Annotated in this window: 27 protein-coding genes; 17 read left to right on the forward strand and 10 right to left on the reverse strand. The window is 64.4% G+C overall.

Going from position 1 to position 26874, the window contains the following annotated elements:
• On the reverse strand, positions 1-1677 hold the full coding sequence (locus OJJ21_RS16215) for a tetratricopeptide repeat protein (protein ID WP_297687765.1): 1677 nt from the start codon (positions 1675-1677) through the stop codon (positions 1-3).
• Between the two features lie 235 nt (positions 1678-1912).
• On the opposite strand from OJJ21_RS16215, the gene OJJ21_RS16220 reads away from it, so the two are divergent.
• From OJJ21_RS16220 to OJJ21_RS16250, 7 genes are read left to right on the forward strand one after another with little or no spacing between them, the layout of a single operon-like run.
• The gene (locus OJJ21_RS16220; RefSeq protein WP_297687767.1) at positions 1913-2380 is read left to right on the forward strand and encodes an SUF system Fe-S cluster assembly regulator; all 468 of its coding nucleotides are present in this window, start codon (positions 1913-1915) and stop codon (positions 2378-2380) included.
• 17 nt (positions 2381-2397) lie between these two features.
• Positions 2398-3858 (forward strand): Fe-S cluster assembly protein SufB, encoded by a 1461-nt coding sequence (sufB, locus tag OJJ21_RS16225; protein WP_297687769.1) that lies wholly within the window; start codon positions 2398-2400, stop codon positions 3856-3858.
• Positions 3859-3876: 18 nt separating this feature from the next.
• Positions 3877-4626: a Fe-S cluster assembly ATPase SufC gene (sufC, locus tag OJJ21_RS16230; protein WP_297687771.1), complete on the forward strand. Its 750-nt coding sequence runs from the start codon at positions 3877-3879 to the stop codon at positions 4624-4626.
• A 10-nt stretch (positions 4627-4636) separates the two neighbouring features.
• Positions 4637-5941: a Fe-S cluster assembly protein SufD gene (gene sufD, locus OJJ21_RS16235; protein WP_297687773.1), complete on the forward strand. Its 1305-nt coding sequence runs from the start codon at positions 4637-4639 to the stop codon at positions 5939-5941.
• The gene (locus OJJ21_RS16240; protein WP_297687775.1) at positions 5938-7185 is read left to right on the forward strand and encodes a cysteine desulfurase; all 1248 of its coding nucleotides are present in this window, start codon (positions 5938-5940) and stop codon (positions 7183-7185) included. The genes sufD and OJJ21_RS16240 overlap by 4 nt, the downstream gene beginning before the upstream one ends.
• Complete coding sequence (locus tag OJJ21_RS16245; protein ID WP_297687777.1) at positions 7185-7550, forward strand: SUF system Fe-S cluster assembly protein; 366 nt, start codon at positions 7185-7187, stop codon at positions 7548-7550. The genes OJJ21_RS16240 and OJJ21_RS16245 overlap by 1 nt, the downstream gene beginning before the upstream one ends.
• Positions 7550-7921, forward strand: a complete 372-nt coding sequence (locus OJJ21_RS16250) for an iron-sulfur cluster assembly accessory protein (RefSeq protein WP_297687779.1) — start codon at positions 7550-7552, stop codon at positions 7919-7921. The genes OJJ21_RS16245 and OJJ21_RS16250 overlap by 1 nt, the downstream gene beginning before the upstream one ends.
• Positions 7922-7937: 16 nt before the next feature.
• On the opposite strand, the gene OJJ21_RS16255 is transcribed toward OJJ21_RS16250, so the two are convergent.
• Positions 7938-9527, reverse strand: coding sequence for a hypothetical protein (locus OJJ21_RS16255; protein WP_297687780.1), 1590 nt, complete (start codon positions 9525-9527; stop codon positions 7938-7940).
• A 94-nt stretch (positions 9528-9621) separates the two neighbouring features.
• Between OJJ21_RS16255 and OJJ21_RS16260 the strand changes: the two genes are divergently transcribed.
• The 3 genes from OJJ21_RS16260 to OJJ21_RS16270 are packed head-to-tail and all read left to right on the forward strand — an operon-like array spanning position 9622 to position 11729.
• Positions 9622-10371 carry a class I SAM-dependent methyltransferase gene (locus OJJ21_RS16260; RefSeq protein WP_297687782.1) on the forward strand — a complete coding sequence of 250 codons (750 nt, stop codon included), beginning with the start codon at positions 9622-9624 and terminating at the stop codon, positions 10369-10371.
• Positions 10368-11390, forward strand: a complete 1023-nt coding sequence (locus OJJ21_RS16265) for a glycosyltransferase family 2 protein (RefSeq protein WP_297687784.1) — start codon at positions 10368-10370, stop codon at positions 11388-11390. The genes OJJ21_RS16260 and OJJ21_RS16265 overlap by 4 nt, the downstream gene beginning before the upstream one ends.
• Before the next feature lie 3 nt (positions 11391-11393).
• Positions 11394-11729, forward strand: a complete 336-nt coding sequence (locus OJJ21_RS16270) for an EamA family transporter (protein WP_297687786.1) — start codon at positions 11394-11396, stop codon at positions 11727-11729.
• Here OJJ21_RS16270 and OJJ21_RS16275 read toward each other — a convergent pair whose 3' ends face one another.
• Together OJJ21_RS16275 and OJJ21_RS16280 are read right to left on the reverse strand one after the other, a co-directional pair.
• Positions 11730-12854, reverse strand: a complete 1125-nt coding sequence (locus tag OJJ21_RS16275) for a DegT/DnrJ/EryC1/StrS family aminotransferase (RefSeq protein WP_297687788.1) — start codon at positions 12852-12854, stop codon at positions 11730-11732.
• A gap of 22 nt (positions 12855-12876) precedes the next feature.
• The gene (locus OJJ21_RS16280; RefSeq protein ID WP_297687789.1) at positions 12877-13848 is read right to left on the reverse strand and encodes an NAD-dependent epimerase/dehydratase family protein; all 972 of its coding nucleotides are present in this window, start codon (positions 13846-13848) and stop codon (positions 12877-12879) included.
• On the opposite strand from OJJ21_RS16280, the gene OJJ21_RS16285 reads away from it, so the two are divergent.
• Positions 13832-14383: a hypothetical protein gene (locus OJJ21_RS16285; RefSeq protein ID WP_297687790.1), complete on the forward strand. Its 552-nt coding sequence runs from the start codon at positions 13832-13834 to the stop codon at positions 14381-14383. The two genes, OJJ21_RS16280 and OJJ21_RS16285, sit on opposite strands and share 17 nt — an antisense overlap.
• Positions 14384-14398: 15 nt before the next feature.
• Here the strand turns inward: OJJ21_RS16285 and OJJ21_RS16290 are convergent, their stop codons facing one another.
• The 4 genes from OJJ21_RS16290 to ugpB all read right to left on the reverse strand — a co-directional run bounded on the left by OJJ21_RS16290 (position 14399) and on the right by ugpB (position 18651).
• Positions 14399-15478 (reverse strand): sn-glycerol-3-phosphate import ATP-binding protein UgpC, encoded by a 1080-nt coding sequence (locus OJJ21_RS16290; RefSeq protein WP_297687809.1) that lies wholly within the window; start codon positions 15476-15478, stop codon positions 14399-14401.
• Between the two features lie 8 nt (positions 15479-15486).
• A complete protein-coding gene (gene ugpE, locus OJJ21_RS16295; protein ID WP_297687791.1) occupies positions 15487-16344 on the reverse strand; it encodes a sn-glycerol-3-phosphate ABC transporter permease UgpE in 858 nt (285 codons plus the stop codon).
• The gene (gene ugpA / locus OJJ21_RS16300; RefSeq protein WP_297687793.1) at positions 16344-17225 is read right to left on the reverse strand and encodes a sn-glycerol-3-phosphate ABC transporter permease UgpA; all 882 of its coding nucleotides are present in this window, start codon (positions 17223-17225) and stop codon (positions 16344-16346) included. The genes ugpE and ugpA overlap by 1 nt, the downstream gene beginning before the upstream one ends.
• Positions 17226-17298: 73 nt before the next feature.
• Positions 17299-18651, reverse strand: a complete 1353-nt coding sequence (ugpB, locus tag OJJ21_RS16305) for a sn-glycerol-3-phosphate ABC transporter substrate-binding protein UgpB (protein ID WP_297687795.1) — start codon at positions 18649-18651, stop codon at positions 17299-17301.
• Positions 18652-18890: 239 nt separating this feature from the next.
• Here ugpB and OJJ21_RS16310 point away from each other — a divergent pair, with 239 nt between their 5' ends.
• Positions 18891-19502: a SprT family zinc-dependent metalloprotease gene (locus OJJ21_RS16310; protein WP_297687811.1), complete on the forward strand. Its 612-nt coding sequence runs from the start codon at positions 18891-18893 to the stop codon at positions 19500-19502.
• Positions 19503-19504: 2 nt separating this feature from the next.
• Positions 19505-20725 (forward strand): multidrug effflux MFS transporter, encoded by a 1221-nt coding sequence (locus OJJ21_RS16315; RefSeq protein WP_297687797.1) that lies wholly within the window; start codon positions 19505-19507, stop codon positions 20723-20725.
• Here OJJ21_RS16315 and OJJ21_RS16320 read toward each other — a convergent pair.
• Both OJJ21_RS16320 and OJJ21_RS16325 read right to left on the reverse strand, forming a co-directional pair.
• Positions 20722-21747, reverse strand: coding sequence for an alpha/beta fold hydrolase (locus OJJ21_RS16320; RefSeq protein ID WP_297687799.1), 1026 nt, complete (start codon positions 21745-21747; stop codon positions 20722-20724). The two genes, OJJ21_RS16315 and OJJ21_RS16320, sit on opposite strands and share 4 nt — an antisense overlap.
• Positions 21747-23867, reverse strand: coding sequence for a penicillin-binding protein 1A (locus OJJ21_RS16325; RefSeq protein WP_297687801.1), 2121 nt, complete (start codon positions 23865-23867; stop codon positions 21747-21749). Before OJJ21_RS16325 ends, OJJ21_RS16320 begins: the two co-directional genes overlap by 1 nt.
• A 146-nt stretch (positions 23868-24013) precedes the next feature.
• Between OJJ21_RS16325 and OJJ21_RS16330 the strand changes: the two genes are divergently transcribed.
• The 4 genes from OJJ21_RS16330 to OJJ21_RS16345 are packed head-to-tail and all read left to right on the forward strand — an operon-like array spanning position 24014 to position 26803.
• The gene (locus OJJ21_RS16330; protein WP_297687802.1) at positions 24014-24187 is read left to right on the forward strand and encodes a hypothetical protein; all 174 of its coding nucleotides are present in this window, start codon (positions 24014-24016) and stop codon (positions 24185-24187) included.
• Entirely contained in the window at positions 24187-24966 is a 780-nt protein-coding gene (locus tag OJJ21_RS16335; protein WP_297687804.1) for an ABC transporter ATP-binding protein, read from the forward strand. The genes OJJ21_RS16330 and OJJ21_RS16335 overlap by 1 nt, the downstream gene beginning before the upstream one ends.
• 30 nt (positions 24967-24996) lie before the next feature.
• Entirely contained in the window at positions 24997-25872 is an 876-nt protein-coding gene (locus OJJ21_RS16340; RefSeq protein WP_297687806.1) for a metal ABC transporter permease, read from the forward strand.
• Between the two features lies 1 nt (position 25873).
• On the forward strand, positions 25874-26803 hold the full coding sequence (locus OJJ21_RS16345) for a zinc ABC transporter substrate-binding protein (protein ID WP_297687808.1): 930 nt from the start codon (positions 25874-25876) through the stop codon (positions 26801-26803).
• Positions 26804-26874: the final 71 nt, after the last annotated feature.

The raw sequence follows: 26874 nt of genomic DNA on the forward strand, positions 1-26874 counted from the left end.
TCATGTAGCGGAGGGGAAGCGCAGCTTCAATTCCGCCGCCACGGTTTCGGCCAGACTGTGCCAGTCGCCGGTGGCGGGCTGCCGCAGCAGGCGGGCGGTCGGGTACCATGGCGTGATCTCGCCATCGCGGGTCCAGTACCAGTGCGGCGAGATGCCATGATGCAGCAGCACCAGGGTCGGTTTGCCGAGCGCGGCCGCCATATGGGCCGTGGTATTGCTGGTCGAAACCACCAGATCCATCGCCGCCACCTGGGCGGCAAAGGCATCCAGATCCTTCATCTGGTCGATCGCCGGATCGGCAATCACGGTCACGCCATGCGCCTGTTTCAGCGCCGCGCGATCCTCGGCGCGGTTGCCGTATTGCAGATCGACGAAGCGCAGGCCGGGCAGGGTGAGGAAGGGCGCCAGATCGGTCAGTGCGGCTGATTTGGGCGCGCCGAGCTTGGGGCTGGTGCTGTGCCAGGCGATACCGATGAGCGGCGCGCCGCTGCCGTCCTGATAGTCCGCGCGCAAAGCCGCCGCACGGGCGGTATCGGCCCGGATCGGCAGGGCGCCGGTGCAGTCGGCCGGCGACTGACGGAAGACGCGGGCGAGGTCGAACAGGGTGGCCTGCATCGCCAGATCGGGCGCGCTGAAGCGGGGATGCGGCGGGTTGGCGCGACCATAGGCTTCGATGCCGGGGAAACTGCGTTCCAGGATCGGAATCATCCGCGGATCGCATTCCACGATCGGTGTGATGCCGCGCGCCAGCAGCTCCGGCAGCAGGCTCCACAGCACCAGCGACTCGCCCACCCCCTGTTCGGTGAACAGCAGCAGGTTCTGGCCTGGCGCCAGTGCCTCGCCCTTCCAGAACGGCAGGGTGAAGGGCCGCTTGTCGACATCGGTTTCAGCCAGGCTCCAGCGCGCCTCGAAATGCGGCCAGGCTTCGCGGTAGCGGCCCTGCACCATCAGCGTGACGGCGTAGCGGTTATGTGCCTCGCCATAGCCCGGGCGTTCACGCCAGCTGCGCTCGTACCACTGCATGGCGCCATCCAGATCGTTATTGGCGCGGGCGATGTCACCGAGCAGCAGATGCGTCTCCGCCGCACCGCCCGCGGGCCTGATCCGCGCGGTCATACTGGCCTTGAAAGCGGCTTCTGCACCGGCCAGATCCTGCAGCGCAGACAGCGCCAGGCCGAGATTGCGATGGATCATGCCCATATCGGGATTGAGCGCGGCGGCCTTTTTCAGCATCTCGGCGGCCCCGGCATGGTCGCGCCTGTCGATCAGCGCGGCACCCAGATTGCTCATCGCATCGGCATAGTCGGGCTTCAGCTTCAGCGCGATGCGGTATTCGGCAATCGCCTCGTCGCCGCGGCCGAGCTGGCGCAGCAGGTTACCGCGGTTGCTGTGGGCTTCGGCGTAATTGGAGTTGAGGCGGATTGCTTCATCCAGACTGGCCATGGCCAGATCGATCTGGCCATGCTGGCGCAGCAATTCGCCGAGGTTGTTGTGATACAGCGGCTGGCCCGGGTTGAGCGTGATGGCCATGCGCAGCAGGCTGATGGCCTCCTCGGCGCGGCCGGCTGCATGGCTTTGCAGGGCCTGGTCGTTGAAGCGGTTCGCCTCGCGCTGTACCTCCGGGGCCGGCACCGGTATCGCGGCTGCCGCCCCGCTTCGCGCCGGAACCGCCCCCATGGGCTGTTTTCCGGCCATCTTTTCCTGTGCCCGCCGCTGCTTCCGATTCACGCCACTGATCCCCGTATTCGACCCCAATATTAACCATTGCCCCAGAACCCCTTAAGACCCGGTTTAACCGGCTTGACTTCCCTGCGACAGAAATCATCTTGCATACCAGACCAAATTGGTCTTATTTGCCGCCGATGATCCGGACCGGATTGCTCCGGATTCCTAATTGCGAAGGATTTGCAACATGTTGCGCCTCAGCCGTCTGGCCGATTACGGCGTCATGGTCATGGCCCATGCCGCCGCCGATCCAGCCGGCGTGCATAATGTCAGCGATGCGGCTGCGGCCACCGGCCTGCCGGGGCCGACAGTGGCCAAGATCATGGCCAAGCTGGGCCGGGCCGGTCTGCTGGCATCGCAGCGCGGCGCGCATGGCGGCTACCGGCTGGCGGCGGCGCCCGAGCAGATCACGGTCGCGTCCATCATCACGGCGCTGGATGGCCCGATCGCGCTGACCCAGTGTTCGGACCATCACCAGCCCAGCGCCTGCGATCGCGAGAATCTCTGTGTCTCGCGCCGCGGCATCAACCGTATCAACACGGCGATCCGCAGCGCGCTGGAAGGCGTGACGCTGGCCGAGCTGGCGCGACCCGCCTACGACTTCCTCGGCCCCCTGCCGCCGCGCGCCGCCGCGCCGGCCCCCAGCAACGTTTAAAGTCGGAGCCACGCCCCATGGCTGCCAATGCCCAAACCATTGAAACCGTCGAAGGCCTGGCCGGCGACTATAAATACGGCTTCGTCACCGATATCGAATCCGACATCCTGGCCAAGGGCCTGAGCGAAGACACCGTCCGCTTCATCTCGGCGAAGAAGGGCGAGCCGCAATGGATGCTGGACTGGCGCCTGCGCGCCTATAAGGCCTGGTTGCGCATGGCGAGGGAAAAAGGCGAGCCGACCTGGGCCAAGGTCAGCTATCCCGAGATCGATTTCCAGGACATCCATTATTATTCCGCGCCGAAGAAAAAGACGCTGAAGAGCCTCGACGAGGTCGATCCCGAACTGCTGGCGACTTACGAGAAACTCGGCATTCCGCTGAAAGAACGCGAGATTCTCGCCGGCGTGGCGGTGGATGCGGTATTCGACAGCGTCTCGGTTGCCACCACCTTCAAGGACAAACTGAAGGATATGGGCATCATCTTCTGTTCGATGTCGGAAGCGGTGCGTGAGCATCCCGAATTGGTGCAGAAGTATCTCGGCTCGGTCGTGCCGGTGACCGACAATTTCTATGCCACGCTCAATTCGGCGGTCTTCTCCGACGGCTCGTTCGTTTACGTGCCGCCGGGCGTGCGCTGCCCGATGGAGCTTTCCACCTATTTCCGCATCAACGAGGCCAAGACCGGCCAGTTCGAGCGCACCCTGCTGATCTGCGACAAGGGCGCCTATGTCTCCTATCTGGAAGGCTGCACCGCGCCGATGCGCGACGACAACCAGCTGCATGCTGCGGTGGTCGAGCTGGTCTGCCTGGAAGATGCCGAAATCCGCTATGCCACGGTGCAGAACTGGTATCCGGGCGACAAGAACGGCAAGGGCGGCATCTACAATTTCGTCACCAAGCGCGGTGCCTGCCGCGGCGCGCGGTCGAAGATCAGCTGGACTCAGGTGGAAACCGGTTCGGCGATTACCTGGAAGTATCCGTCGGTGATCCTGCAGGGTGATGACAGCATCGGCGAGTTCTATTCGGTCGCGGTGACCAACAACGCCCAGCAGGCCGATACCGGCACCAAGATGATCCATATGGGCAAAAACACCAAGTCGACGATCATCTCCAAGGGCATCTCGGCCGGCAAAGCGCAGAATACCTATCGCGGCCTGGTGCGCGTGATGCCGGGTGCGGCGGGCGCGCGCAACTACTCGCAGTGCGACAGCCTTCTGATCGGTGACCGCTGCGGCGGCCATACCGTGCCTTATATCGAAGTGAAGAACCGCTCGGCCAAGGTCGAGCATGAAGCCACCACCTCGCGCATCTCCGACGACCAGCTGTTCTACTGCCGCCAGCGCGGCCTGTCCGAGGAGGATGCTGTATCGACCATCGTCAACGGCTTCTGCAAGGAAGTGCTGCAGAAACTTCCGATGGAATTCGCGGTCGAAGCCCAGAAGCTGCTCGGTGTCAGCCTCGAAGGCTCGGTCGGTTAAGATTTAAGGATTGCCCCCATGCTTGAGATCAAAAACCTGCACGCCACCGTTGATGGCAAGGAAATCCTCCGCGGCATCAACCTGACCATCAAGGCCGGTGAAGTACATGCCGTGATGGGCCCGAACGGATCCGGCAAGTCGACACTGTCCTACGTGCTGGCCGGCCGCGATGGCTACGAGGTCACCCAGGGCGATATCCTGTTCCACGGCCGCAGCCTGCTCGGCCTGGAGCCGGAAGAGCGCGCCCGCGACGGCCTGTTTCTCGCCTTCCAGTATCCGGTGGAAATCCCGGGCGTCGCCAATGCCACTTTTCTGCGCTCGGCGGTGAATGCCGTGCGCAAGCACAGGGGCCTGGCCGATATGGACGCCATGACCTTCCTCAAGACTGCCAAGGCCAAGATGAAGCAGCTGCAGATGGACGAGAAGTTCCTGCAGCGCGCCGTCAATATGGGTTTCTCCGGCGGCGAGAAGAAACGCAACGAGGTATTCCAGATGCTGATGCTGGAGCCCACGCTGGCGATTCTGGACGAAACCGATTCCGGCCTGGATATCGATGCACTGAAGATCGTGGCCGAGGGCGTCAATGCACTGCGCGGCCCGGAGCGTTCGGCGCTGGTGATCACGCATTACCAGCGCCTGCTGGATTACATCGTGCCCGATGTGGTGCATGTGCTGGCCGGCGGCCGCATCATCAAGACCGGCGGCAAGGACCTGGCGCTCGAACTCGAGGCCAAGGGCTATGCCGACATTATCGCGGATGCGGCGTAAGGATCAGGTGATGTCGGCTGTCCCCTTCATCGACCAGCTTGCCGGCGTCTACCAGGCTGCCGCCGCAGGCCTGCCGGGCGCCAGAACACCCGCCGTGGCCGCACGCCGCACGGCGGCGCTGGAGGTTTTCCGTCGCCTCGGCCTGCCGAACCACAAGCTGGAAAGCTGGAAATTCACCGGTCTGAATGCGCTGGAGCGCCAGAGTTGGTCGCCGCCGGCGAATGAAGGTGGCGTCGATGCCGCCCGCCTGAAGGCGGCGACACTGGATGCGGACAGTTATCGTCTGGTCTTCGTCAACGGCCGCTTCGATGCCGCTGCGTCGAGGATCGGTACCCTGCCCAGGGGCGTAACACTGCTGCCGCTCAGTGCGGCCAATACCGCACTGAGCGATGTGCTGGCTGCCGCCGGCACCGACCGCGCAGTATCGTTGAGTGAACTGAATGCCGCACTGGCCAGCGATGGGGTAGTGCTGTTGCTCGACGATGGCGTGGTGCTGGAACAGCCGGTCGAGATTCTCGCCTTCGGCGTCCCCGCGCTGGTCAACCTGCGTCATCTGATCCGGCTCGGCCGCAACGCGCGGGCCACCGTGCTGGAAAGCTATCGTGATGGCGGTATTGCCGCCCCGGGCTGGACCAACGTGTTTGCCCATGTCGCGGTGGGTGAGGGCGCCAGGCTGAGTCATATCCGTCTGCAGGGCGAGAATGCGTCCGCCTATCATGCCGCGCTCGGCCAGGTCTCCATCGGCGCCGGCGCGCGCTACGCCCATGCCTCCGTGCAGGCCGGCGCGGCCCTCGCCCGTCACGAGCTGCATGTCACTTTTGCCGGCGGCGCTGCCGAGGCCGATATCCAGGGTCTGGTGCTGGCGCGCGGCAAGGCGCATCTGGATCATACCCTGTTCCTGCATCATGCCGTGCCCGACTGCCGCAGCAACCAGCTGTTCAAGCATGTGGTGGATGACGCGGGCCATGCGGTGTTCCAGGGCGGCATTCGCGTTGCCCCCCATGCACAGAAGACGGATGCGCAGCAGCTCAGCCGCACCCTGCTGCTGGCCGACCGGGCGCAGATCGACACCAAGCCCGAACTGGAAATCCTCGCCGACGACGTGAAATGCAGCCACGGCGCGTCGATCGGCGATGTCGATGCCCAGCAGATGTTCTACATGCAGGCGCGCGGCATCCCGGCGGCGGAAGCCCGCCGCCTGCTGCTCAGCGGCTTTGCCTATGAGGTGGTGTCAGCGGTGCCCGAAGGCGCGCTGCGCGATCATGTCGAAGAGTTCGTCGAAGTCTGGCTGGCTGAAAAGGGAGCCGCGGCATGAGCGCGCTTCCGAAGAGCCAGGATTCCGGTTTCGACATCGAGCGCATCCGCGCCGATTTCCCGATCTTGTCGGAAAAGGTCTACGGCAAGCCGCTGGTGTTTCTCGACAGCGGCGCCAGCGCCCAGAAGCCGCGTGCGGTACTCGACGCCATGACGCGGATGTACGAACACACTTACGCCAATGTGCATCGCGGCATCTACAGCCTGAGCCAGCAGGCCACCGATGCCTATGAAAAGGCGCGCGAGAAGATCGCGCATTTCATCGGCACGCAGGATACCCGCGAAATCGTCTTCACCCGCAATGCCACCGAGGCGATCAACCTGGTCGCCCATAGCTGGGGTTGGAAGAATCTGAAGGCCGGCGACGAGGTGCTGATCACCCATCTGGAGCATCACGCCAATATCGTGCCCTGGCAGATCCTGGGTGAGCGCTACGGCGTCGTGCTGAAAGTCGCGCCGATCAACGACCGCGGCGAGCTGATCTGGGACGAGTTCGTCAAGCTGATCGGCCCGAAGACGAAGCTGATCGCGCTGGCCCATGTTTCCAACACACTGGGCACTATCCTGCCGGTGGCCGATGTGATCCGCACCGCCCATGAGAAGGGTGTCAAGGTGCTGATCGACGGCAGCCAGGCCGTGCAGCACATGCCGGTGGATGTGAAGGCGCTGGATGCCGATTTTTACGTCTTCACCGGCCACAAGCTCTATGGCCCCACCGGTATCGGTGTGCTCTACGCCAAGGCCGATATCCTGGAGGGTATGCCGCCCTGGCAGGGCGGCGGCGACATGATCCTGTCGGTCAGCTTCGAGAAGACCGAATACAACGACATTCCGCACCGTTTCGAGGCCGGCACGCCGGCCTTCGTCGAGGCCGTGGGGCTGGGTGCCGCCATCGACTACGTGCAGTCGATCGGCCTGGAGGCAATTGCCGCCCATGAGGCGGACCTGACCGCCTATGCCACCGAAAAGCTTTCGGCGATCAATTCGCTGCGCATCATCGGCACCGCCGGGCACAAGGCCGGTGTGATGTCTTTTGTGCTGGAGGGCATTCACCCGCACGATATCGGCACTATCCTTGACCGCGAGGGTATCGCGGTCCGGGTCGGCCAGCATTGCGCCCATCCGCTGATGGAGCGGTTCGGCGTGCCGGCCACGGTGCGGGCCAGTTTCGGGATGTACAACACGCGGGCCGAGATCGATGCGCTGTGCGCCGGTCTGCGGCGGGTCAGGGAGATTTTTGGCTGATGTCGGCGTCCGGCACGGAAAACAAGGCGGAAGCGGGCCAGAACCAGGCGTCTGGGAGCCTGGATGAGTTGCGCGAACAGGTCATCGAGACGATCAAGACCGTCTATGACCCCGAAATACCGGTTAACATTTACGAATTGGGCCTTATATACAAGGTCGAGGTCAACGAGGCGCGGGATGTCCAGATCGACATGACGCTGACCTCGCCGAATTGTCCGGCCGCCCAGTCGATGCCTGCCGAGGTGGAGCAGAAGACCCGCTCCATCCCTGGCGTCGGCGAGGTGACCATCGATGTCGTGTGGGATCCGCCGTGGGGCCCGGAGCATATGTCCGAGGCGGCCCGGCTTGAACTGGGTGTGATGTAATGGCGACGACCGAAACCACGACAGCAACGACCCGGCCGGCTTTCAAGCCGGTCACGCTGACCGATGCGGCGGCGGAGCGGGTGCGCACGCTGATCGCGCAGTCGGACAAGCCGGTGCTCGGCCTGCGCATCGCGATCAAGACCAAGGGCTGCTCGGGCTTCTCCTACGATATCCAGTATGCCACCGAGAAAGAGAAATTCGACGAGGTGGTCGAGGACAAGGGTGTCACCGTCCTGATCGAGGCCAAGGCGCAGATGTATATCTTCGGCACCGAGATCGACTGGGAGGAAGACAAGCTGCAGTCCGGCTTCGTGTTCCGCAATCCCAATGAAAAAGGCCGCTGCGGCTGCGGCGAGAGCTTCCACGTATAAAGGGTTCTGACCGGCCTCAGTGGGCGGTGTCGCGCCGACGGTAGATCGTGTAGCGGTCGAGGTCGAGCGCGCGGTCGTAGTCCTCGAACCGCTTGGCGAACAGCGGGTTGCGCGAGAAGTAATCTAGATAGTTGAACGCCTCGCCCTGGCAACGCGGAATGCCGGGCACATTGTCGACGATCAGCAGCGACGGCTTCTTCTTGTAGAAATCCTCGGCCACGCTGCGGAAGACGAATTCCTCGGCCCGGCTCATCGCGTCCGGCGGGTTGTACAGCGGCGCCAGCTCCTGGCAGTCGGCATAGGCGCCCTGCAGCAGCCACATGCTCTCGAAGCGCATCGTCATTTTCATGTTGAGATAATTGATCAGCGGGAAATGCGGATAGATACCGGGCGACAGCACCAGCATTCGGTCGTTGCGCGCTTCCTGCTTCACTACATGCATCAGTCGCTGCAGCTCGGAACCGCTGTATTCCAGCTGCTTGAAGAAGGGCCGGCTGTGCAGACCTTCCTGATAGAACACCAGCAGCATTAATGCGGCGGCGAACAGCTTGGCCGGGCGGTTGTCGCTGCGTTTGGGCCAGACGACATGGTCCATCACATGGGCGATGATCACGCCGGCCAGCAGCAGGGTGAGCGCCTGGGCCGGCAGGGCGTGATAGGGCCAGCCCTTGCCCTGGGCATAGCCCGAAAGCAGGCCGCCGATGCCGGCCAGGAAAATGATGCGCGCCATATGCGAGCGGACCGCCAGGAAGGCGGCGATGCCGAGCAGCGGCAGGATGAAGGTCGGCGGGCCGAGGTTGGCGCTGAGCGCCAGGTCGATCATGCTCCACTGGCTGACCTCGCTATAGAAGGCGCGGGCCAGCGGCAGGGCGATGGTGAAATATTCCGGCGTGACGATGATGGCGAACAGCGCATGGGCGACGCAGACGGCGAAGACCGACCAGGGTGCGGGGTCGGCCAGACTGCGCCGCAGGGTCAGCTGGCTGGCGACATAGAGTTCGACGAATAACGGCATCGCCAGGAAATACGGCTTCATGGCAAAACCCACGCCGGCCATGATGCCGGTGGCGATCTTCAGTCGCGTCGACAGGGCCTCGCCGTCGGCACGTCCACTGGCCACCAGCAGATAGGGCATCGTCAGCACCAGCATCATGTGTTCACGCTGAGCGAACATGTTGTTGGGATAGACGATCAGCAGGAACAGCAGCAGCAGTGGCAGCAGGGCATCGGCCGTGGCATGCGCCGGATCGAGGCTGGCGGCCAGCACCTTGCGGCAGGTTATGAAGGAACCGGCGATGCCCAGGCCGAGCAAGGCGACCAGCACTGTGGTGCCCTGGATGCCGGTCACCCTGGCGATAGCTTCCGGCAGGAGATGGACGACGAAGACCAGCGGCGTGTTGATGTCGATGGCATCGATATAGAGCCGGGCGCCGCCCAGCCAAGCCTTCGAGATATAGAGCAGGACCGCGGTATCGTGATTGATCGGCGGGAAGAAATAGCCGACAAGCCAGAGGGTGCAGACGGCCAGCACCAGGCCGTGCAGCAGGCGCGGCCAGTCCCATCCGCGCCGCAGCACGGTATCCTGAGGGTTGTAGTTCTTGTTCATCTTGACCGTCGGCAATCCGGACTGGCCTAACCTAGGGCGGTCTTGGTAAATCATTCGCTTACGTAGAAATCAATTGGAAAACCGGGAATCGGGCATGGAACGGGCGGAATACCACCGGATGGCGATGTTGGAGGCGACCATGTGGTGGTATCGCGCCCTGCATGCCGCCCTGCTGGCCCGGCTGGAGCGCCTGGCGCTGCCGGCCGGTGCCCGGCTGCTGGATGCCGGCTGCGGCACCGGCGGGCTGCTGGCGCGTTTGTCGGCCATGCGGCCCGATCTCGTCCTGCACGGCCTTGAATTCGATGCCGAGGCGGCCGAACTGGCACGCGGCAAGCTGCCGCCTGGTGCCGGTTCGGCGGTTCAGGTCGGAACGGTGAATGCGCTGCCCTATGAATCGGCCAGCTTTGATGCGGTGGTGAGCGCCGACGTGCTCTGCCATGCCGGTGTCGATGAAGCGGCCGCGCTGGCGGAATTTTATCGCTGCCTGAAGCCCGGCGGCAGCCTGCTGCTCAACCTGCCAGCCTATCAGTGGATGGCCTCCGCGCATGATGCCCATGTCCATAACCTGCGGCGCTATACCGCGGGGCAGGCGCGGGCCAAAGTCGCGGCGGCAGGCTTTACGGCGGTTTCCGGCGGCTATTGGAACAGCCTGCTGTTTCCGCTAATGCTGCTGCACCGGCTGGCGGCCGGGGCCGGCAGCGGCGAGGGCAGCGATGTGCGGCCTTTTCCGGTCTGGCAGGACCGGTTGTTCTTCGCCGTGACGGCGCTGGAACGGCACCTCGCCGGTTTCGGATTGCGGCTGCCCTTCGGCGGCTCGGTCTGGATCGAGGCAAGAAAACCATGAGGCAGGCGATCATGCAGGGCGAGATCATCAACGAGACGGGCAATGCACCGACCCAGGTCCCGGTCCCGGCTTTTGCCCTGTCGATCGTGGTGCCGGTCTATAACGGTGCCGTCAGCGTGCCGGTGCTGGTCGAGGCGCTGGCCCGGCTGGAGGTGCCAGGTGGTCTGGAGATCGTGCTGGTCAACGACTGCAGCCCGGACAATTCGCTCGATGTCTGCCGTGATTTGTGCCGGAAGAATGCCGTGGCGCTGACCGTTGTGAATCTCGCGCGCAATTTTGGTGAGCATAATGCAGTGATGGCCGGCCTGAGCCATGCCCGCGGCGCGTATATCATCAACATGGATGACGATCTGCAGAACCCGCCCGAAGAAGTGGTGCGGCTGTGGCGTTATGCCAGGGATAACAGCTACGACGTCGTCTACACCTACTATGCCGACAAGCAGCATGCCGCCTGGCGCAACCTGGGCAGCCGCTTCACCAACTGGTGCGCCGACCATCTGCTCGACAAGCCGAAAGGGCTGTATCTCTCCAGCTTCCGCTGCATGAGCGCTTTCGTCGCCCGCAGCATCCTCGCCCATACCGGACCGTTTCCCTATGTGGACGGCCTGATCATGCAGGTGACGCAGAATATCGGCCGGCTGGAGGTGCAGCACCTGGCCCGTGCCGAGGGCCGCAGCAACTACACGATCCGCCGCCTGGTGCGGCTGTTCATGTCAATGTTCCTGAATTTCTCGGTGATGCCGCTGCGCATCGGCACTCTGGTCGGTTTCGTCATGGCCGGGCTTGGTCTGCTGGTTTTCCTGATCATCCTGATCGAGGCCCTGAGCGGCCACACGCCGCAGGGCTATGCCTCGGTGATGGCGGCCATCCTGCTGCTGGCCGGTGTGCAGCTCATCATGCTGGGCCTGGTCGGCGAATATCTCGGCCGGTTGTTCCTGACCGTGAACCGGAAGCCGCAATTCGTCGTGCGCGACGTGGAGCGCAATGCGCGCGCCGTGCAGACCGAAAAGAAAGACTAGAGCATGACCTGGTATTATGTGGCTCTTGGCGTCAGCATCCTGCTCGGCCTTGCCGGCCAGCTGATGCTGAAGGCCGGTGCCAGCGGCGAAACCCTGCTGCAGCAGCTGCTGGCGCCGCAATCAATCATCGGCCTGATGCTCTACGGCACAGCGGCGTTCAGCTACATGTATGCCCTGCGCAGGATACCGGTCTCGATCGCCTTTCCGAGCGTATCGCTGTCCTACGTTCTGGTTGCGCTGCTCGGCTTCTGGCTTTACGGCGAGGCGCTGACGATGTCGAAGCTCGCGGGCATCGCCCTGGTCTGCGCCGGCGTCTTCCTGATCACCCGTACGGCCTGATCAGGACGTCCAGGCCGCCTTTACCGCGGCGATCACCATATCCACATCGGCATCCGGCAGCTGCGGGAACAGCGGCAGGCTGAGCACGCTCTTTGCCGCTCGCTCGGTATTGGGCAGACCACCTGGCCCAAGCGCGATCTTGCCCAGATAGGCCGGCTGCAGATGCACCGGCACGGGATAATGGATCAGCGTGCCGACGCCCCTTTCCTTCAGCTTCGCCTGCAGCTCGTTGCGACGCGAGCCGGCATCGATGACATAGAGATGATAGACCGGGGCCGCGCCGGCGCGGATTTTCGGCAGGCCAAGGCCCGACAGTCCGGCGAGGCCGGCGGAGTAGCGCGCGGCGATCGCGCGACGACGCTCGGTGTCTGCCGGCAGCGCGCCGAGTTTCACCCGAAGGATGGCCGCCTGCAGCGGATCGAGCCGGCTGTTCATGCCGGCGATGGCGCTGATATAGCGCTCGCGCCAGCCATATTCGCGCAGCGCCCGCAGCGTATCGGCCACCCCGTCGTTATCCGTGGTGACGATGCCGCCATCGCCGATGGCGCCAAGATTCTTGGTCGGATACAGGCTATAGGCCGCGGCCTTGCCCCAGTGTCCGACCATGCGGCCATTCAGTGTGGCGCCATGGGCCTGGGCATTGTCTTCCAGCAGGATCAGGCCATGCCGTTCGGTAATCGCGGCGATCTCCGGCATCGCCGCTGGCTGGCCGTAGAGATGCACCGGGATCACCGCCTTGGGCCCGGGTGCCCCGGCTGGCCAGTCTTTCAGTACCGCCTCCAGGGCGGCCGGGGCCATGGTCCAGTATTCGTCGGTATCCACCAGCACCGGCGTCGCGCCGGCCAGCTCGATGGCGGCCACGGTGGCCACCGCGGTATGCGACACGGTAATCACCGCGTCGCCCGGGCCGATGCCCAGGGCGCGCAGCGCTAGGATCAGCGCATCGGTGCCACTGGCGCAGGCCACGGCATGCCTGGCGTCAGCATAGGCGGCGAAGTCGCGTTCGAAGGCGGCGACCTCTTCACCCTGGATATACCAGCCGTTTTCCAGCACACGACGGATCGCGGCGTCAATGGCATCGCGCTGTGCCAGATAGGCGGCTTTGGGATTGGTCTGGGGAATCATGCCGGTCTCACGGATAAGAGGCTCACAGGTAATGCGCAGCGTGAGCGCGATAAAAGGCGATGGTCTGTTTCAGTCCATCGGCCAGCGCGGTTTTTGGCTGCCAGCCGGTCGCGGTACGGAAGGCGGTATCGTCAGCCACATAATCACCGATATCGATCTTCTTGCGCTCGGCGGGAAATTCCTTGCGTTCGAACCCGCCGCCGCCGCCGGTTCTGATCAGCAGTTCGGCCAGTTCCAGCAGCGACATCGGCGGGCAGCCGCCGATATTGTAGATTTGGCCGACGGTCGCTTCGGTCTCGGCAGCCAGAAAAGCGGCATCGACCATATCGTCGACGAAGGTGAAATCACGCTTCTGTTCGCCGCCCCAGACCTCGAAGCGGCTGTTCTCGATGACATGGCGGATCCAGATGCCGAGAAAGGTCTGCTTGGCGTCGCGGATGCGCATGCGCGGGCCGAACACATTGGTCAGGCGCAGCGCGGTGGTACGCATGCCATGCACCCGCGCATACAGCATGTGATAGGACTCGGCGGCATATTTGTGGATGCCGTTGATGTCGGGCGGCGCAATCGGATGCTTCTCGTCGACCGGCAGGTAATGCGGCGGGCCGTAGAACTGGCGCGTCGAGCTGAAGATCAGGCGTACCTGCGGATTGACCCGGCGCACCAGTTCGAGGAATCGCAGGTTGGCTTCCTGGTTCAGCCGCAGGTCTTCGAGCGGCTGTTTCATCGAATCCATATGCGAGGTCTGGCCGGCGAAATTGAAGATCACCGCCGCCTTGCCGATCGCCTCGAAGATCGCCGCTTCTGCACCGATATCGGCCTCGATCAGTTCGGGCTGCAGGCCGGACAGATTGAAGGGGTTGGCGCCATACTGCGCCAGCATGCGATCGATCACGGTGACGGTCGCTCCGGCATCGATCAGGCGACGGACCAGATTGGACCCGATGAACCCCATACCCCCGGTGACAATCACCGGCTTGCCGCGCCACGACATCACATCTCCAGGATTGTGTTGGCAGATCAGGCTATTCCGCTTTCAATTATGCCTGAAACCGGGCGGTTTTGTCAGGGCCGGGCTTGCCGTTATCGGTATGACGCGGCAAAGTGGCGCCATGGTCGGGACGGGAACATCTTTTCGGCGCAGCCTGGTCGCGGGCCTGCTGCTTGGACTTGCTGGCTGCGGCATCGTTTCCAGCGAGCCGTATATGCTGGGCCGCGCGCAGCCTGGCGATTCCGGACGGTTCGAAACCGGCCTGCTGCCGACCAGCAATAATTCGGTAACCGGGCGGCCGTATTTTTCCCTCTGCTATAACCGGCTGAGCCACAAGCCGGAGCAGATTCTGGCGCTGGTGCAGAAACACTGCAGCGACCCGCGGCTTTTCTACAACCAGGCTGACCTGTATTCCTGCTCGATCTCGGCACCGGTGCGGGCGACCTATAGTTGCACCGCCCTCAGCCGTACGGCCGAAGAGGCCCGGCCGAATCTGAATTCGTCCGGATCCTATCTCGGCGCTATCCAGCTCTATTAAGCTTTCACTGCCGCTTTACAAGGCGATACGCAGGCCGCTTTCCGGATCGAACAGATGCGCGCGGGCGATATCGATCATCAGGCCCGGACGGGAATGGTCGTGATAACCGGCATGGCTGGGCACCCGCGCGACCAGGTCTTCATCGCCGAGTTTGCCGTGCAGCAGGGTGTCTGCGCCCAGTTCTTCCGCCACATCGACATTGAGATGCAGCTGCGCCGTCTCGCCCGGCCGGGCGATGCGCATGGTTTCCGGGCGGATGCCGATCGTGTAATTGCCGGCCGGCGGCGTCCACTCGGCGGGCAGCATCAGGGCCGTGCCGTCAGCCAGCACGGCTTTCGGTCCGCCAGTACCGGTTTCGACCCGGCATGAAAGGAAATTCATCGCCGGCGAGCCGATGAAGCCGCCGACATAGGTGGTAGCCGGATTGCCGTAGACATCGAAGGGGGAGCCGATCTGGTCGGCGCGGCCCTGATTCATCACCACCAGGCGGTCGGCGAGCGTCATCGCCTCGACCTGGTCATGGGTCACATAGATCGAGGTGACGCCGAGCTGCTGGTGCAGGCGCTTGATCTCCAGACGCATCTGAACGCGCAGCTTGGCATCCAGGTTGGACAGCGGTTCGTCGAACAGGAAGACGCTCGGTTCGCGCACGATGGCGCGGCCCATGGCGACGCGCTGGCGCTGGCCGCCCGACAGTTCGCGCGGCTTGCGCTGCAGGTAGGGCTGCAGCTGCAGGATTTCGGCGGCGCGCTGCACGCGCTTTTCGATATTGGCCTTGTCCATGCCACGGATACGCAGGCCATAGGACATGTTCTGGTGCACGCTCATATGCGGATAGAGCGCATAATTCTGGAACACCATGGCGATGTCGCGATCGGCCGGCTCGATATCGTTGACCACGCGGTCGCCGATCACGATCTCGCCTTCGGTAATGGCCTCCAGCCCGGCGATCATGCGCAACAGGGTTGACTTGCCGCAGCCGGATGGGCCGACGATGACGATGAATTCGCCATCGGCGATTTCCATGTCGACACCATGGATGGCCTTAACCGGGCCGTAGTTCTTCTTTACGCTTTTCAGCGTCACCTTCGCCATGAGGGCGCTCACTTTTCCGTTTCAACAAGACCTTTGACGAACCAGCGCTGCATCAGCACCACGACCAGCACCGGCGGGAGCAGGGCCAGCACGGCCATGCCCATGATCACCGGCCATTCATAGAAGGCGTCAGGCGCCCGGATCAGGCGGCCGATCGCCAGCACGATAGTCTGATATTTGTAATCCGATGCGATCAGCAGCGGCCAGAGATACTGGTTCCAGCCGTAGATGAACTGGATCACGAACATCGCCGCGATGCTGGTGCGGGTCAGCGGCACCAGGATGTCCCAGAAGAAGCGCATCGGGCCGGCGCCGTCGATGCGGGCGGCCTCCACCAGCTCGTCCGGCACCGTCATGAAGAACTGGCGGAACAGGAAGGTGGCGGTGGCCGAGGCGATCAGCGGCAGCACCAGGCCGGTATAGGTATCCAGCAGGCCGAGATCGGCGACGATCTTGTAGGTCGGAATGATGCGCACCTCGACTGGCAGCATCAGGGTGATGAAGATCATCCAGAAGAAGAAATTCTTCAGCGGGAAGCGGAAGTAGACGATGGCGAAGGCCGACAGCAGCGAAATGATGATTTTGCCGACGGCAATCGCAATCGCCATGATCAGGCTGTTCATCATCAGCACGATGGCCGGGGTCGCGCCACTGACGCCGACCAGCTGCGGGCCGTCGAACAGGGCGCGCGCGGTATTGGTCAGCAGCTCGGCGCCGGGCAGCAGCGGCATAGGCGTCTGCGACACATCCTGGATCGTATGCGAGGCGGCGACCACGGCCAGATAGATCGGGAAGGCAACGATGATAATCATCGCCACCAGCATCAGGTGACCGAAGGCATTGGCAACGGGGCGGCGCTCGATCATCAGTAGTGAACCTTGCGCTCGATGTAGCGGAACTGGATTACGGTCAGGCCGATCACGATGGCCATCAGGATCACCGACTGGGCGGCCGAACCGCCGAGATCCTGCGCCTCGAAGCCGTCATACCAGACCTTGTAGACCAGGATTTCCGTGCTCTTGGCCGGGCCGCCGCGGGTCAGCGAATGGATCACGCCGAAGGTTTCGAAGAAGGCGTAGACCACGTTGACGACGACGAGGAAGAACAGGGTGGGCGACAGCAGCGGGAAAACCACGCTCCAGAAGCGGCGGATCGGGCCGGCGCCGTCGATGGCGGCCGCTTCGATCAGCGATTTCGGGATCGACTGCAGGCCTGCCAGGAAGAACAGGAAATTGTAGGAGATCTGCTTCCAGGTGGCGGCGACGACGACGACGAACATCGCCTGGTTGCCGTTCAGGTGGAAGTTCCAGTCGACGCCTGCCTGCAGCAGCAGCCAGGCGAAGATGCCCGGGCCGGGCAGGAAGACGAAGCCCCAGAGCGCGCCGGCCACGGCGGGCGCCACGGCATAGGGCCAGATCAGCAGGGTTTTGTAGGCGGTGGTGCCGCGCACCAGGCGGTCGGCGGTGACCGCGAGCAGCAGCGAGAGCGACAGGCCGATCGTGGTGACCAGCGTGCTGAACAGGGCGGTGATCTTGAAGGAGTTCAGGTAGTACTCATCCTCGAACAGGGCGAGGAAATTCTCCATGCCGACGAAATAGCTGCGGGTGCCGAAAGCATCCTCGCGCAGCACCGACTGCACGACCGCCTGACTGGCCGGCCAGAAGAAGAAGACAATGGTGATCGCGATCTGCGGAGCGATCAGCAGATAGGGCAGATAGCGATTTTGAAAGACGACACGTTTTTCCATGGGGCGCCAAAGAAAAGCCCGCGCCTTACAAAGTCAAGGCGCGGGCTTCCGTTAAGAGGACCGAATCAGCTCATTATGAGCGCTTGGCGTCGCGCTCGAACTGGCGGAGCAGGCGGTTGCCACGCTCCACGGCAGTGTCGAGGGCTTCCTTGGGCGATTTCTTGCCCGACCAGACCGCTTCCAGCTCCTCGTCCATCACATCGCGGATCTGGACGAAGTTGCCCAGGCGCAGGCCCTTGGAGTTGTTGGTCGGCGGCTTCAGCATCATCTGCTGCACCGAGGTATCGGTGCCCGGATTGGCCGCATAGAAGCCCTGCTGCTTGGTGGCTTCATAGGACATCGGGGTGATCGGCAGGTAGCCGGTATTCTTGTGCCACCAGACCTGATTCTCGGTCGAGGTCAGGTAGTCGAAGAACTGGGCAACGCCCTTGTATTCTTCGGCCTTGTGCTTGCCCAGAACCCAGAGCGAAGCGCCGCCGATGATCGAGTTCTGCGGGGCGCCCTGAACGTCGCTGTAATAGGGCAGCATCGCGATGCCCCACTTGAACTTGGCGCCGCGGGCGAAGGTGGCGTAACCGGCCGAGCTTTCCATATGGATGGCGCATTCGCCCGAAACGAACTTGGCGTTCGCCTCGTTCTTGCGGCCGCCATACACCATCAGGCCTTCTTTCATCCAGCCGGCGAGCGTGGTGATGTGGCGGACATGCAGCGGGCTGTTGAATTTCAGCTCGGTGTCGAAGCCATCGAAGCCGTTCGACTTGGTGGCAAACGGCACGTTATGCAGCGCGGAGAAATTCTCCAGCTGCACCCAGGTCTGCCAGTTGGTCTGGAACGGGCAGGTGCTGCCCGAAGCCTTCAGCTTGCGCAGCATCGGCTCGAATTCCTGCCAGGTCTTCGGCGGCTGGTTCGGATCAAGGCCGGCCTTCTGGAAGGCATCCTTGTTGTAATACATCACCGGCGTGGAGGAATTGAACGGATAGGACAGCATCTTGCCATCCGAGGTGCTGTAATAGCCGGTCACTGCACTGATGTAGGAACCCGGGTCGAACTTGTAGCCGTTCTGGGCCATCAGCTCATACACCGGCTTGATCGCGGCGCGCGAGGCCATCATCGTGCCGGTGCCGACTTCGAAGACCTGCACGATATGCGGGCCCTTGCCGGCCCGGAAGGCGGCCATGGCGGCGGTCAGGGTTTCCGGATAGCTGCCCTTGTTGACGGCAACGATCTTGTACTTGTCCTGGCCCTTGTTGAAACCTTCGGCGATTTCGTTGACGCGCTCGTTCAGGGCGCCAGTCATCGCATGCCACCACTGCAGCTCGATGCGATTATCCTTGGCCTGCGCCAAGGCGCCGCCGGCGCTGAAGGCAATAGCGGTGCCAGCCAGCAGCGCGAACGCGGCGCGCGCGAGTTTCCCTGTCGATTTCATTGTTCAGTCTCCAGTGCTAAAGAAATCCGCCCTGAGTCGGGGGTGGCCGACGTTTTTATGGTTCCTACGATGACGTTCGCACGTAAGATTTGTTACGGTTATATGACAAGGGGCCGGTATTGACCAAGCCTTATTCTGCGCCTGTGGAAATCGGTCCGGACAGCCTGACCGTCGGGGCGCGCAGCTTCCCCTTTCTCGTAAAGCGTGATTCCCGGGCCAGGCGTATGCTGTTGCGGGTAATGCCCAGGGATGGTTCGGTGGTCCTGGTGCTGCCGACTCGGGCAAGCCTGAAATCCGGGCAGCAATTCGTGACAGAACAGGTCGACTGGATTCTGGCCCGTCAGGAAGAACGGCCGGAAACCCAGCCCTGGCAGGACGGGGCGGTGCTGCCGCTTTATGGTGCGCCGCACACGATCCGCCACCGGCCGGCGGCGCGTGGTGGGGTCTGGATACAAGAGAGCGAAATCCATGTCACCGGTCAGGTCGAGCATCTGCCGCGCCGGCTGCGCGACTGGCTCAAGCGCCGGGCGCGCGAGGAATTTGGCACAGCAGCCCGCGAGATGGCGGCCGGGATCGGCGTCAGCGTCCGCCGTGTCACCGTGCGCGACACCCAGAGCCGCTGGGGCAGCTGCTCGGCGCATGGCAACCTGTCCTTCTCCTGGCGTCTGCTGCTGGCGCCGCCGACCATTGCCCGCTATCTGGTGGCGCATGAAGTGGCGCATCTGAAGCATATGGATCACAGCGTCGCCTTCTGGTCGCTCTGCGCCCGCCTGCTCGGCAGCGAGAGCGAATTGCGCGCCGCCCGGTCCTGGCTGCGCCGCCACGGTGCCGCCCTGCATCTGCACGGGTGAGAATGATGCTGCGACCCCTGGCGCGCGACTCTGCGGCCCTGGTCTTTCTGCTCGGCTGCGCCATCGCGCTCGGGCCGCTCAGCACCGACATGTATCTGCCGTCGCTGCCGGTGCTGATCGGGCTGTTCGGCACCGACGCTGCCACCGTGCAACTCACGCTCAGTGTCTTTCTCGCCGGTTTCGCATTGATGCAGCTGGTCTACGGCCCGCTCTCCGACCGCTTCGGCCGCCGCCCGGTGCTGCTGGCCGGGGTGGCGCTCTATACGCTGGCCTCGATCGGTTGCGTTTTTGCCGGCAGCATCGAATGGCTGATCCTGTGGCGTTTCGGCCAGGCGCTCGGCGCCTGTGCCGGGGTGGTGCTGGGACGTGCGATTGCGCGAGACCTGTTCGAGGGTGCCACCGCCGCCCAGGCCCTGTCGATGATGGCGATGGTGCTGGGCCTGACCCCGGCGGTGGCACCGATCCTGGGCGGCTATCTGCACAGCTGGTTCGGCTGGCAGGCCAACTTCCTCGCCATGGCGGCGGCGGGCGGCATCTTCGGTTTCTGCGTGCTGGTCTTCCTGCCCGAGAGCAACCAGCGCCGCAATCCGCTGGCCACCCGCATCGGCCCGATGCTGCATAACTTCGCCACGCTGGCGCGGCATGCAGGCTTCCGCGGTTATGTCGCCTGCGTTGCCTTTTCCTATGGCGGCATGTTCGCCTTTATCTCCGGCTCGTCGTTTACGCTGCGTGTGGTCTTCGGCGTCGACGAGACGATGTTCGGCTACTGCTTCCTGCTGATCGTGGTCGGCTATATCTGCGGCGGCTTTATCGGCACGCGGCTGACGCACCGGTTTGGCGTCGATCGCATGCTGCTGCTTGGCGCCGGCCTCTGCGCGCTGGGTGGCCTGGGCATGGGACTGCTGCAGCTGCTGGCCTGGATGGCGGGTGGCGGCTGGCACTGGTTCAGCCTGATCGGCCCGATGATGCTGTTCACCATGGGGGTCGGTCTCACCATGCCGCAGGGCCAGGCCGGCGGACTGCAGCCCTTCGCCCATATGGCCGGTGCCGCCGCTTCTTTGATGGGCTTCGTGCAGATGAGCGTCGCCGCTGTCACCGGCATCGCCGTCGGCCATGCGCTGAATGACACGGCGCTGCCGCTCAGTATCGCCGTCGCCGCCATGGGCGTGGCGACGCTGCTCAGCTATCTGCTGCTGATCCGGCGGTCTGGCGCGGCCGTCTAGGGCGCGAGCTTGCTCAGCAGCCAGGTGGCAATGCGGTCGGTCAGCGTGGGATCGATCTCGCCTTCGATACCCGAATCCTTGTCGTCCTGCAGCGGTTTCAGATTGTGGCTGGTGCGCGGCAGCAGGATCAGGGTGTGGTCGTCCTCGCTGCGTTTCTGCAGGGCGCGGTCCAGCGCCACCGCATCGCGCTGGGCCGAGACCTGGATATCGGCATCGCCCTGCACCAGCAGCACCGGCCCCGGATAGCGCTGGGCCAGTTCGGCCGGGTCGAGCTTGAGCTGCGCTTGCCAGAACGGCCCGCTGTAAGACGGGTACAGTCCGTTCAGCGCCTGCGGCAGTTTCGCCGGCACCGTCCCGGTATCGCGGATCGCCTGCGAGATGCGATCGTTCTCGGCCAGGAAGGCGCGCTTCTGCCCGGGTTTGAGGCTGCCGAGCTGGCGGTCGAGCTGTTCGCGCACGATCACATCGAGCCGGCGGCCCGCGGTTGCCATCAGGATCAGGAAGGCCGGCTTCTCCCCGGCCTGCAGGCGGCTGCTGAGGTCGAGCGCGATGGTGCCGCCTTCGGAGTGACCGAGCAGGCCGGTCTTGTGCAGGTCGACGCCGGGTTGCGCGCGCAGGAAGGCATAGGCTGCATAGGCGTCGTCGACGAAATGGCCCCAGTTGAAATAGGCGGCATAGTCGGCCGGATCGGCTGGCCGGCCGGCGGCATTGGCATGCATGCCGCGCTTGTCGTAGCGCAGCGTGGCGATGCCCTTCCGTGCCAGGCCTTCGGCGATCTGGCGCAGCAGGTCGGTGCGCAATACCGGCGGCTGGTTGCCGTCGCGGTTGGTCGGTCCGCTGCCCTGCAGCAGCACCAGGGCGGGGACGCGCTCGGTCGTTCCGGCCGGCAGGGTGAGCGTGCCGGCCAGCACGCTGCCGTCATTGGAGGTGAAGCTGACCTGCTGACTGACCACACCCTCGGCCGCCTGCGCCGACGCGCAGAGGCCGAAGACGAACAGCAGGGACGCCAGCCACCGCCGCATTACCGGCCCACCGGCTGCGGACCGACCTGCCAGATCATCTGCGGCTCGGTGCTCGGCTGTGTATTCGGTGCCATTTCGTTGGGGGGCGGCGCCGCCGGCTCGATCGTGCTGCGGGGCGGGGGCGGGACCGGTGCGGCCTGATGCGCTTGGGCCGGGCTGCCGCCGCCGAAGCTGCCGACGATGCGGTCCCACAGCGAGGGCAGGCTGAAATTGCGGCTTGGCGCCTGCGGCAGGTCGCTGACCGCACGGCCTTTCAGGGCATCGGCCATGAAGCTTTTCCAGATCTGGGCGGGCAGACCGGCGCCGCTCACCTTTCTGGTCGGCGAATTGTCGTCGTTGCCGACCCAGACGGTGGAGATCAGGTCCGGCGTATAGCCGATGAACCAGGCATCGCGGTAATCCGAGGTCGTGCCGGTCTTGCCGGCGACCGGCCGGCCGATCTGGGCGGCGCGACCGGTGCCACGTTCGACCACGCCGCGCAGCAGGTCGTTGAGATCGCCCAGCACTTCGCTGCCGATCATATGCGCGTAAGCTCCCCCGGTCTGGCGACGGAACAGCACCCTGTTCTGACTGTCGCGGATTTCCAGAACACCGTAAGGCTGTATCGCATAACCGCCGTTGACGAAAGCGGCATATGCGGCGGTCAGCTCCAGCACGCCCACTTCGAAGGCGCCGAGCGCCAGCGAGGGATGCGGTTTCAGGTCGCTGGTTATCCCCAGGCGGCGTGCCGTCTCGATCACCTTCTCGCGGCCGACCTTTTCATCCACCTGCACCGCGATGGTATTGATCGAGCGGGCCACTGCCTCGCGCATCGTCATGGTGCCGTGATACTGGCCGTCGTAATTGCGCGGCTTCCAGCCGCTGATATCAACCGGTCCGTCGACGAACTGATCGTCGGGCCGGATGCCCTGTTCCAGCGCGGTCAGGAAGACGATCGGTTTGAAGGCCGAGCCGGGCTGCCTGCGGGCTTGCGTCGCACGATTGAAGCTGCTGTCGAGATAGTCGCGGCCGCCGACCATGGCGCGCACCGCGCCGTCGGGCGCCAGCGCCACCAGCGCGGCCTGTCCGACATCCTGCTTCTCGGCCTCGCGATCCATCAGGGTGTCGATCGAGCGTTCGGCGCCACCCTGCAGGCGGCTGTCGAGCGTGGTGTAGACGGTCAGATCGGCATGGTCGCGGCCGACCAGCTGGTAGACTTCCTCGATGGCCCAGTCGGCGAAGTAGCGCGCATTGGGCAGCGGCAGGCGCGAGCGTGCCAGCTGCGTCGGCCTGGCAATCGCCGCCTCGGCCGTTTCGGAAGTGATGAAACCGGCAGCCGCCATGTTGCGCAGCACCTGCGCGGCGCGGCTCTGCGCCGATTTGATATTGCCGGTCGGCGCCAGTTTCGACGGCGCCTTCAGCAGGCCGACCAGCATGGCGGACTCGCCCAGCGTCAGTTTCGTTGCCGGCTTGTCGAAATAACGTTGCGCCGCCGCTTCCACGCCATAGGCGCCGGCGCCGAAATAGACGCGGTTGAGATACATCTCCAGGATCTGATCCTTGCTGAATTTCTGCTCCAGCCGGAAGGCCAGCATCAGCTCCTGCACCTTACGTTTCAGCGTGCGGTTCGGGCTGAGGAAGACGTTCTTGGCGAGCTGCTGCGTCAGCGTCGAGCCGCCCTGCACGGTGCGGCCGGCGCGCAGGTTGGCGAAGCTCGCGCGCGCCAGGCCAAGCGGGTCGATGCCGATATGCGAATAGAAACGGCGGTCCTCGGTGGCGATCAGCGCCTGCGGCAGATGCGGCGGCAGGGCTTTCAGCGCCTGGTGCTCGCCATAGAGGTCGCCATAGGTGGCCAGCACCATGCCGTCGGCGGCTTTCAGCGTGACCGAGCTTTTGCGCTCCACGATATAGAGGTCGTCGAAATCGGGCAGGTCATAGGCATACCAGGCAAATAGCGCGCCGACCGCGATGCAGCCCCAGATGCCGACGACCAGGGCCAGGCTGCCCAGCCGGCCAAGCCAGCTGCCGGAGGCGTTGAAGGAGAAAAGCCGTTTCAGCCGGCCACCGGAAGTCTTGCCCGGCTTGCCGCGGCCCGAGGTGGACTTCTTCTGCGGATTGCTGCGGCGTGGCGAACGGGCCATGGAGGATCGAACTCGGTTTTGCACAGAAATGACTGGCCAGCCGGCCGGTGCGGCGGGTTTGGCAGCGGAATGTGACCGGTTTAGGGCATGGCGGTTGACGGGAGGTGAATACTGCATGTTATAAGATAACATCTAGGATCATCGCCATGCCCGACCACCAGCACCATCGGTCCGCCGCCCAGCGGCCGGCCCGCCAGCGTCTAGCCTTCGATCTGCCGATTGCCGTGCTCACCGCCGGCATCGGCCTGCGCATGGCTGCGCTGCTGCCGCTGATCGCCGCGCTCTGGGCGGCGATCTGGTGGGCCCTGGGAGCAGACTGATGCTGCCAGGCGAAATCCGGCTCACCGATGTGACGGTCGCCTATGACCGTCATCCGGCGGTGCATCATGTCAGCGGCCGCTTTGCGCCCGGCTCGCTCACCGCCATCCTCGGCCCCAACGGCGCCGGCAAGTCCACCCTGCTGAAGGCCATTGTCGGCCAGCTGCCGGTGGCGGCGGGCAGCATCGAGCGCGGCCCGCTCAGGGCCCGCGACATCGCCTTCCTGCCGCAGCAGTCGAGCCTCGATCGCGGCTTTCCCATTTCGGTTCTGGAACTGGTGCTGCTCGGCCACTGGCAGCGCGCCGGCGCCTTCGGCCGCATCGGCAGGCAGGGAATCGAAGCGGCGCGGGCAGCCCTCAGCGCCGTCGGTCTCGAAGGTTTCGAGCAGCGTCCGCTCGGCACGCTCTCCATCGGCCAGGCGCAGCGCGCGCTGTTTGCCCGCGTGCTGGTGCAGGATGCCCGCGTGATCCTGCTGGACGAGCCGTTCAATGCGCTGGATGCGCGCACCATCGCCGACCTGCTGGCGCTGCTGCGGCGCTGGCATGCCGAACGGCGCACGGTGATCGCCGTGCTGCACGATTTCGAGCTGGTGCGGCAGAACTTTCCTGACGCGGTTTATCTCGCCCGCCGTCTGATCGCCTGGGGCCATATCGAAGATGTGCTGACCCCGGAAAACCAGCTGGCGGCGCGCCAGATGTCGGAATCCTGGGACGAAGACGCGCCGCTCTGTGCCATCGACGATCATGGTGATGATCATCATCACCACGATCACGCGGCCTGATGCTCGTATGCTGACTCGCCGGAGACCCGCATGAGCGCGGCCTATGAATTTCTGTTCGGACCTTTCGCCGAATTCGCCTTCATGCGGCGTGCGCTGATCGCCTGCTGTGCGCTGGCGCTGGGCAGCGCGCCGATCGGCGTGGTGCTGATGCTGCGGCGCATGAGCCTGTTCGGCGAGGCGATGAGCCATGCCATCCTGCCCGGTGCCGCCATCGGTTTCCTGGTTGCGGGATTTTCGCTGCCGGCGATCAGCATCGGCGGCGTGATCGCCGGCCTGGTGGTGGCGCTGGCCGCCGGCGCCGCCACGCGCGCCACCGACCAGCGCGAGGATGCCAGCTTCGCCGCCTTCTACCTGATCGCGCTGGCGCTCGGCGTCACGCTGATCTCCACCCGCGGCTCGGCGGTCGATGTCATGCAGATTCTGTTCGGCTCGGTGCTGGCGGTCGATGAACCGGCATTGCTGCTGCTGGGCGCGGTGGCCAGTATCAGCCTGCTGGTCTTTGCCGTGATCTACCGCCCGCTGCTGGCCGACGGTTTCGACCCGGAATTCCTGCGCAGCGTGCAACCCGGCGGCGGCGCGCTGTACCATTTCATTTTCCTCGGCCTGGTGGTGGTCAACCTGGTGGCGGCCTTCCAGGCGCTTGGCAGCCTGATGGCGGTCGGCCTGATGATGCTGCCGGCACTGGCGGCGCGCTACTGGTGCCGTTCGCTGGTCAGCGCCATGCTGGTAGCCGCGCTGATCGCGGCGCTGTCGGGCTACTGCGGCCTGCTGCTGTCCTTCCATGCCGATCTGCCATCCGGCCCGTCCATCGTGCTGTTTGCCGGCGCGGCCTACATCCTCTCGCTCGGCTGCGGTCGCCAGGGACTGTTCCTGCTCTGGCACCGCCGCCGTCATCTGGAGGCCTGAGATGCGCTTGTTTGCGGTATTGATCCTGGCATTGCTGGTCGTCCTGCCGGCCCGGAGCGAGGCGCAGCAGAAGCTGCGCGTGATCGCCAGCTTCTCGATCCTGGCCGATGTCGTGTCCCAGGTCGGCGGCGAGCATGTCGCGGTTGCGACGCTGGTGCCGGCCATGGGCGACGCGCATGTCTTCCAGCCGACGCCCAGCGATGCCCGCAGCGTTGCCACCGCCGGGCTGCTGGTCTCGCATGGCCTGAATTTCGAACCCTGGCTCGACCGTCTGGTGGCAGCCTCGGGGTTCAACGGCCCGCGCGTGGTGGCCACCGCGGGCATCACGCCGCGCCGCATGGGCGCGCAGGCCGGCCACGATCACGGCCACAATCATGGCCATGAAACCAGGGCCGGCGCGGTCGACGATCCGCATCTGTGGCACGACCTGCAGCGCATGCAGGCTTACGTTGCCACCATCGCCGCCGGCCTGGCGGCGGCCGATCCGGCCCATGCCGAACAGTATCGCCAGCGCGGTGCCGCCTACGCGGCCGAGCTGAAGGCGCTGGATGACTGGGCGGTGGCGCAGTTCGCGCCCTTGCCGGTCGCCTACCGCAAGGCGATCACCCAGCATGATGCCTTCGGCTATCTGGCCGACCGGTTCAGGATCGTGCTGCTGGCGCCGCAGGGCGTCACCACCGATGCCGAAGCCTCGGCCGAAGCCGTGGCGCGGCTGATCCGGCAGGTCAAGCGCGAACGGGTGCAGGCGCTGTTCTTCGAGAATATCGCCAATCCACGACTGATCGAGCAGATTGCGCGGGAGGCGAAGGTGAAGGTGGGCGGCCGGCTCTATTCCGACGCGCTCTCGCCGCCGGGCGGCGAGGCCGACAGCTTCGTGAAGATGTATCGTCTGAACATCACGCGTCTGGTCGCGGCAATGCAGCGAGACTGAGCAGGCCCGTTCGGGAACCGGAACGCGGCCTGATGGTTGAACAGGGATGCAACACGAAGGATGCATCCGAT

Origin of the sequence: Ferrovibrio sp., from assembly GCF_025869515.1 — a bacterium.
Taxonomy (GTDB): domain Bacteria; phylum Pseudomonadota; class Alphaproteobacteria; order Ferrovibrionales; family Ferrovibrionaceae; genus Ferrovibrio.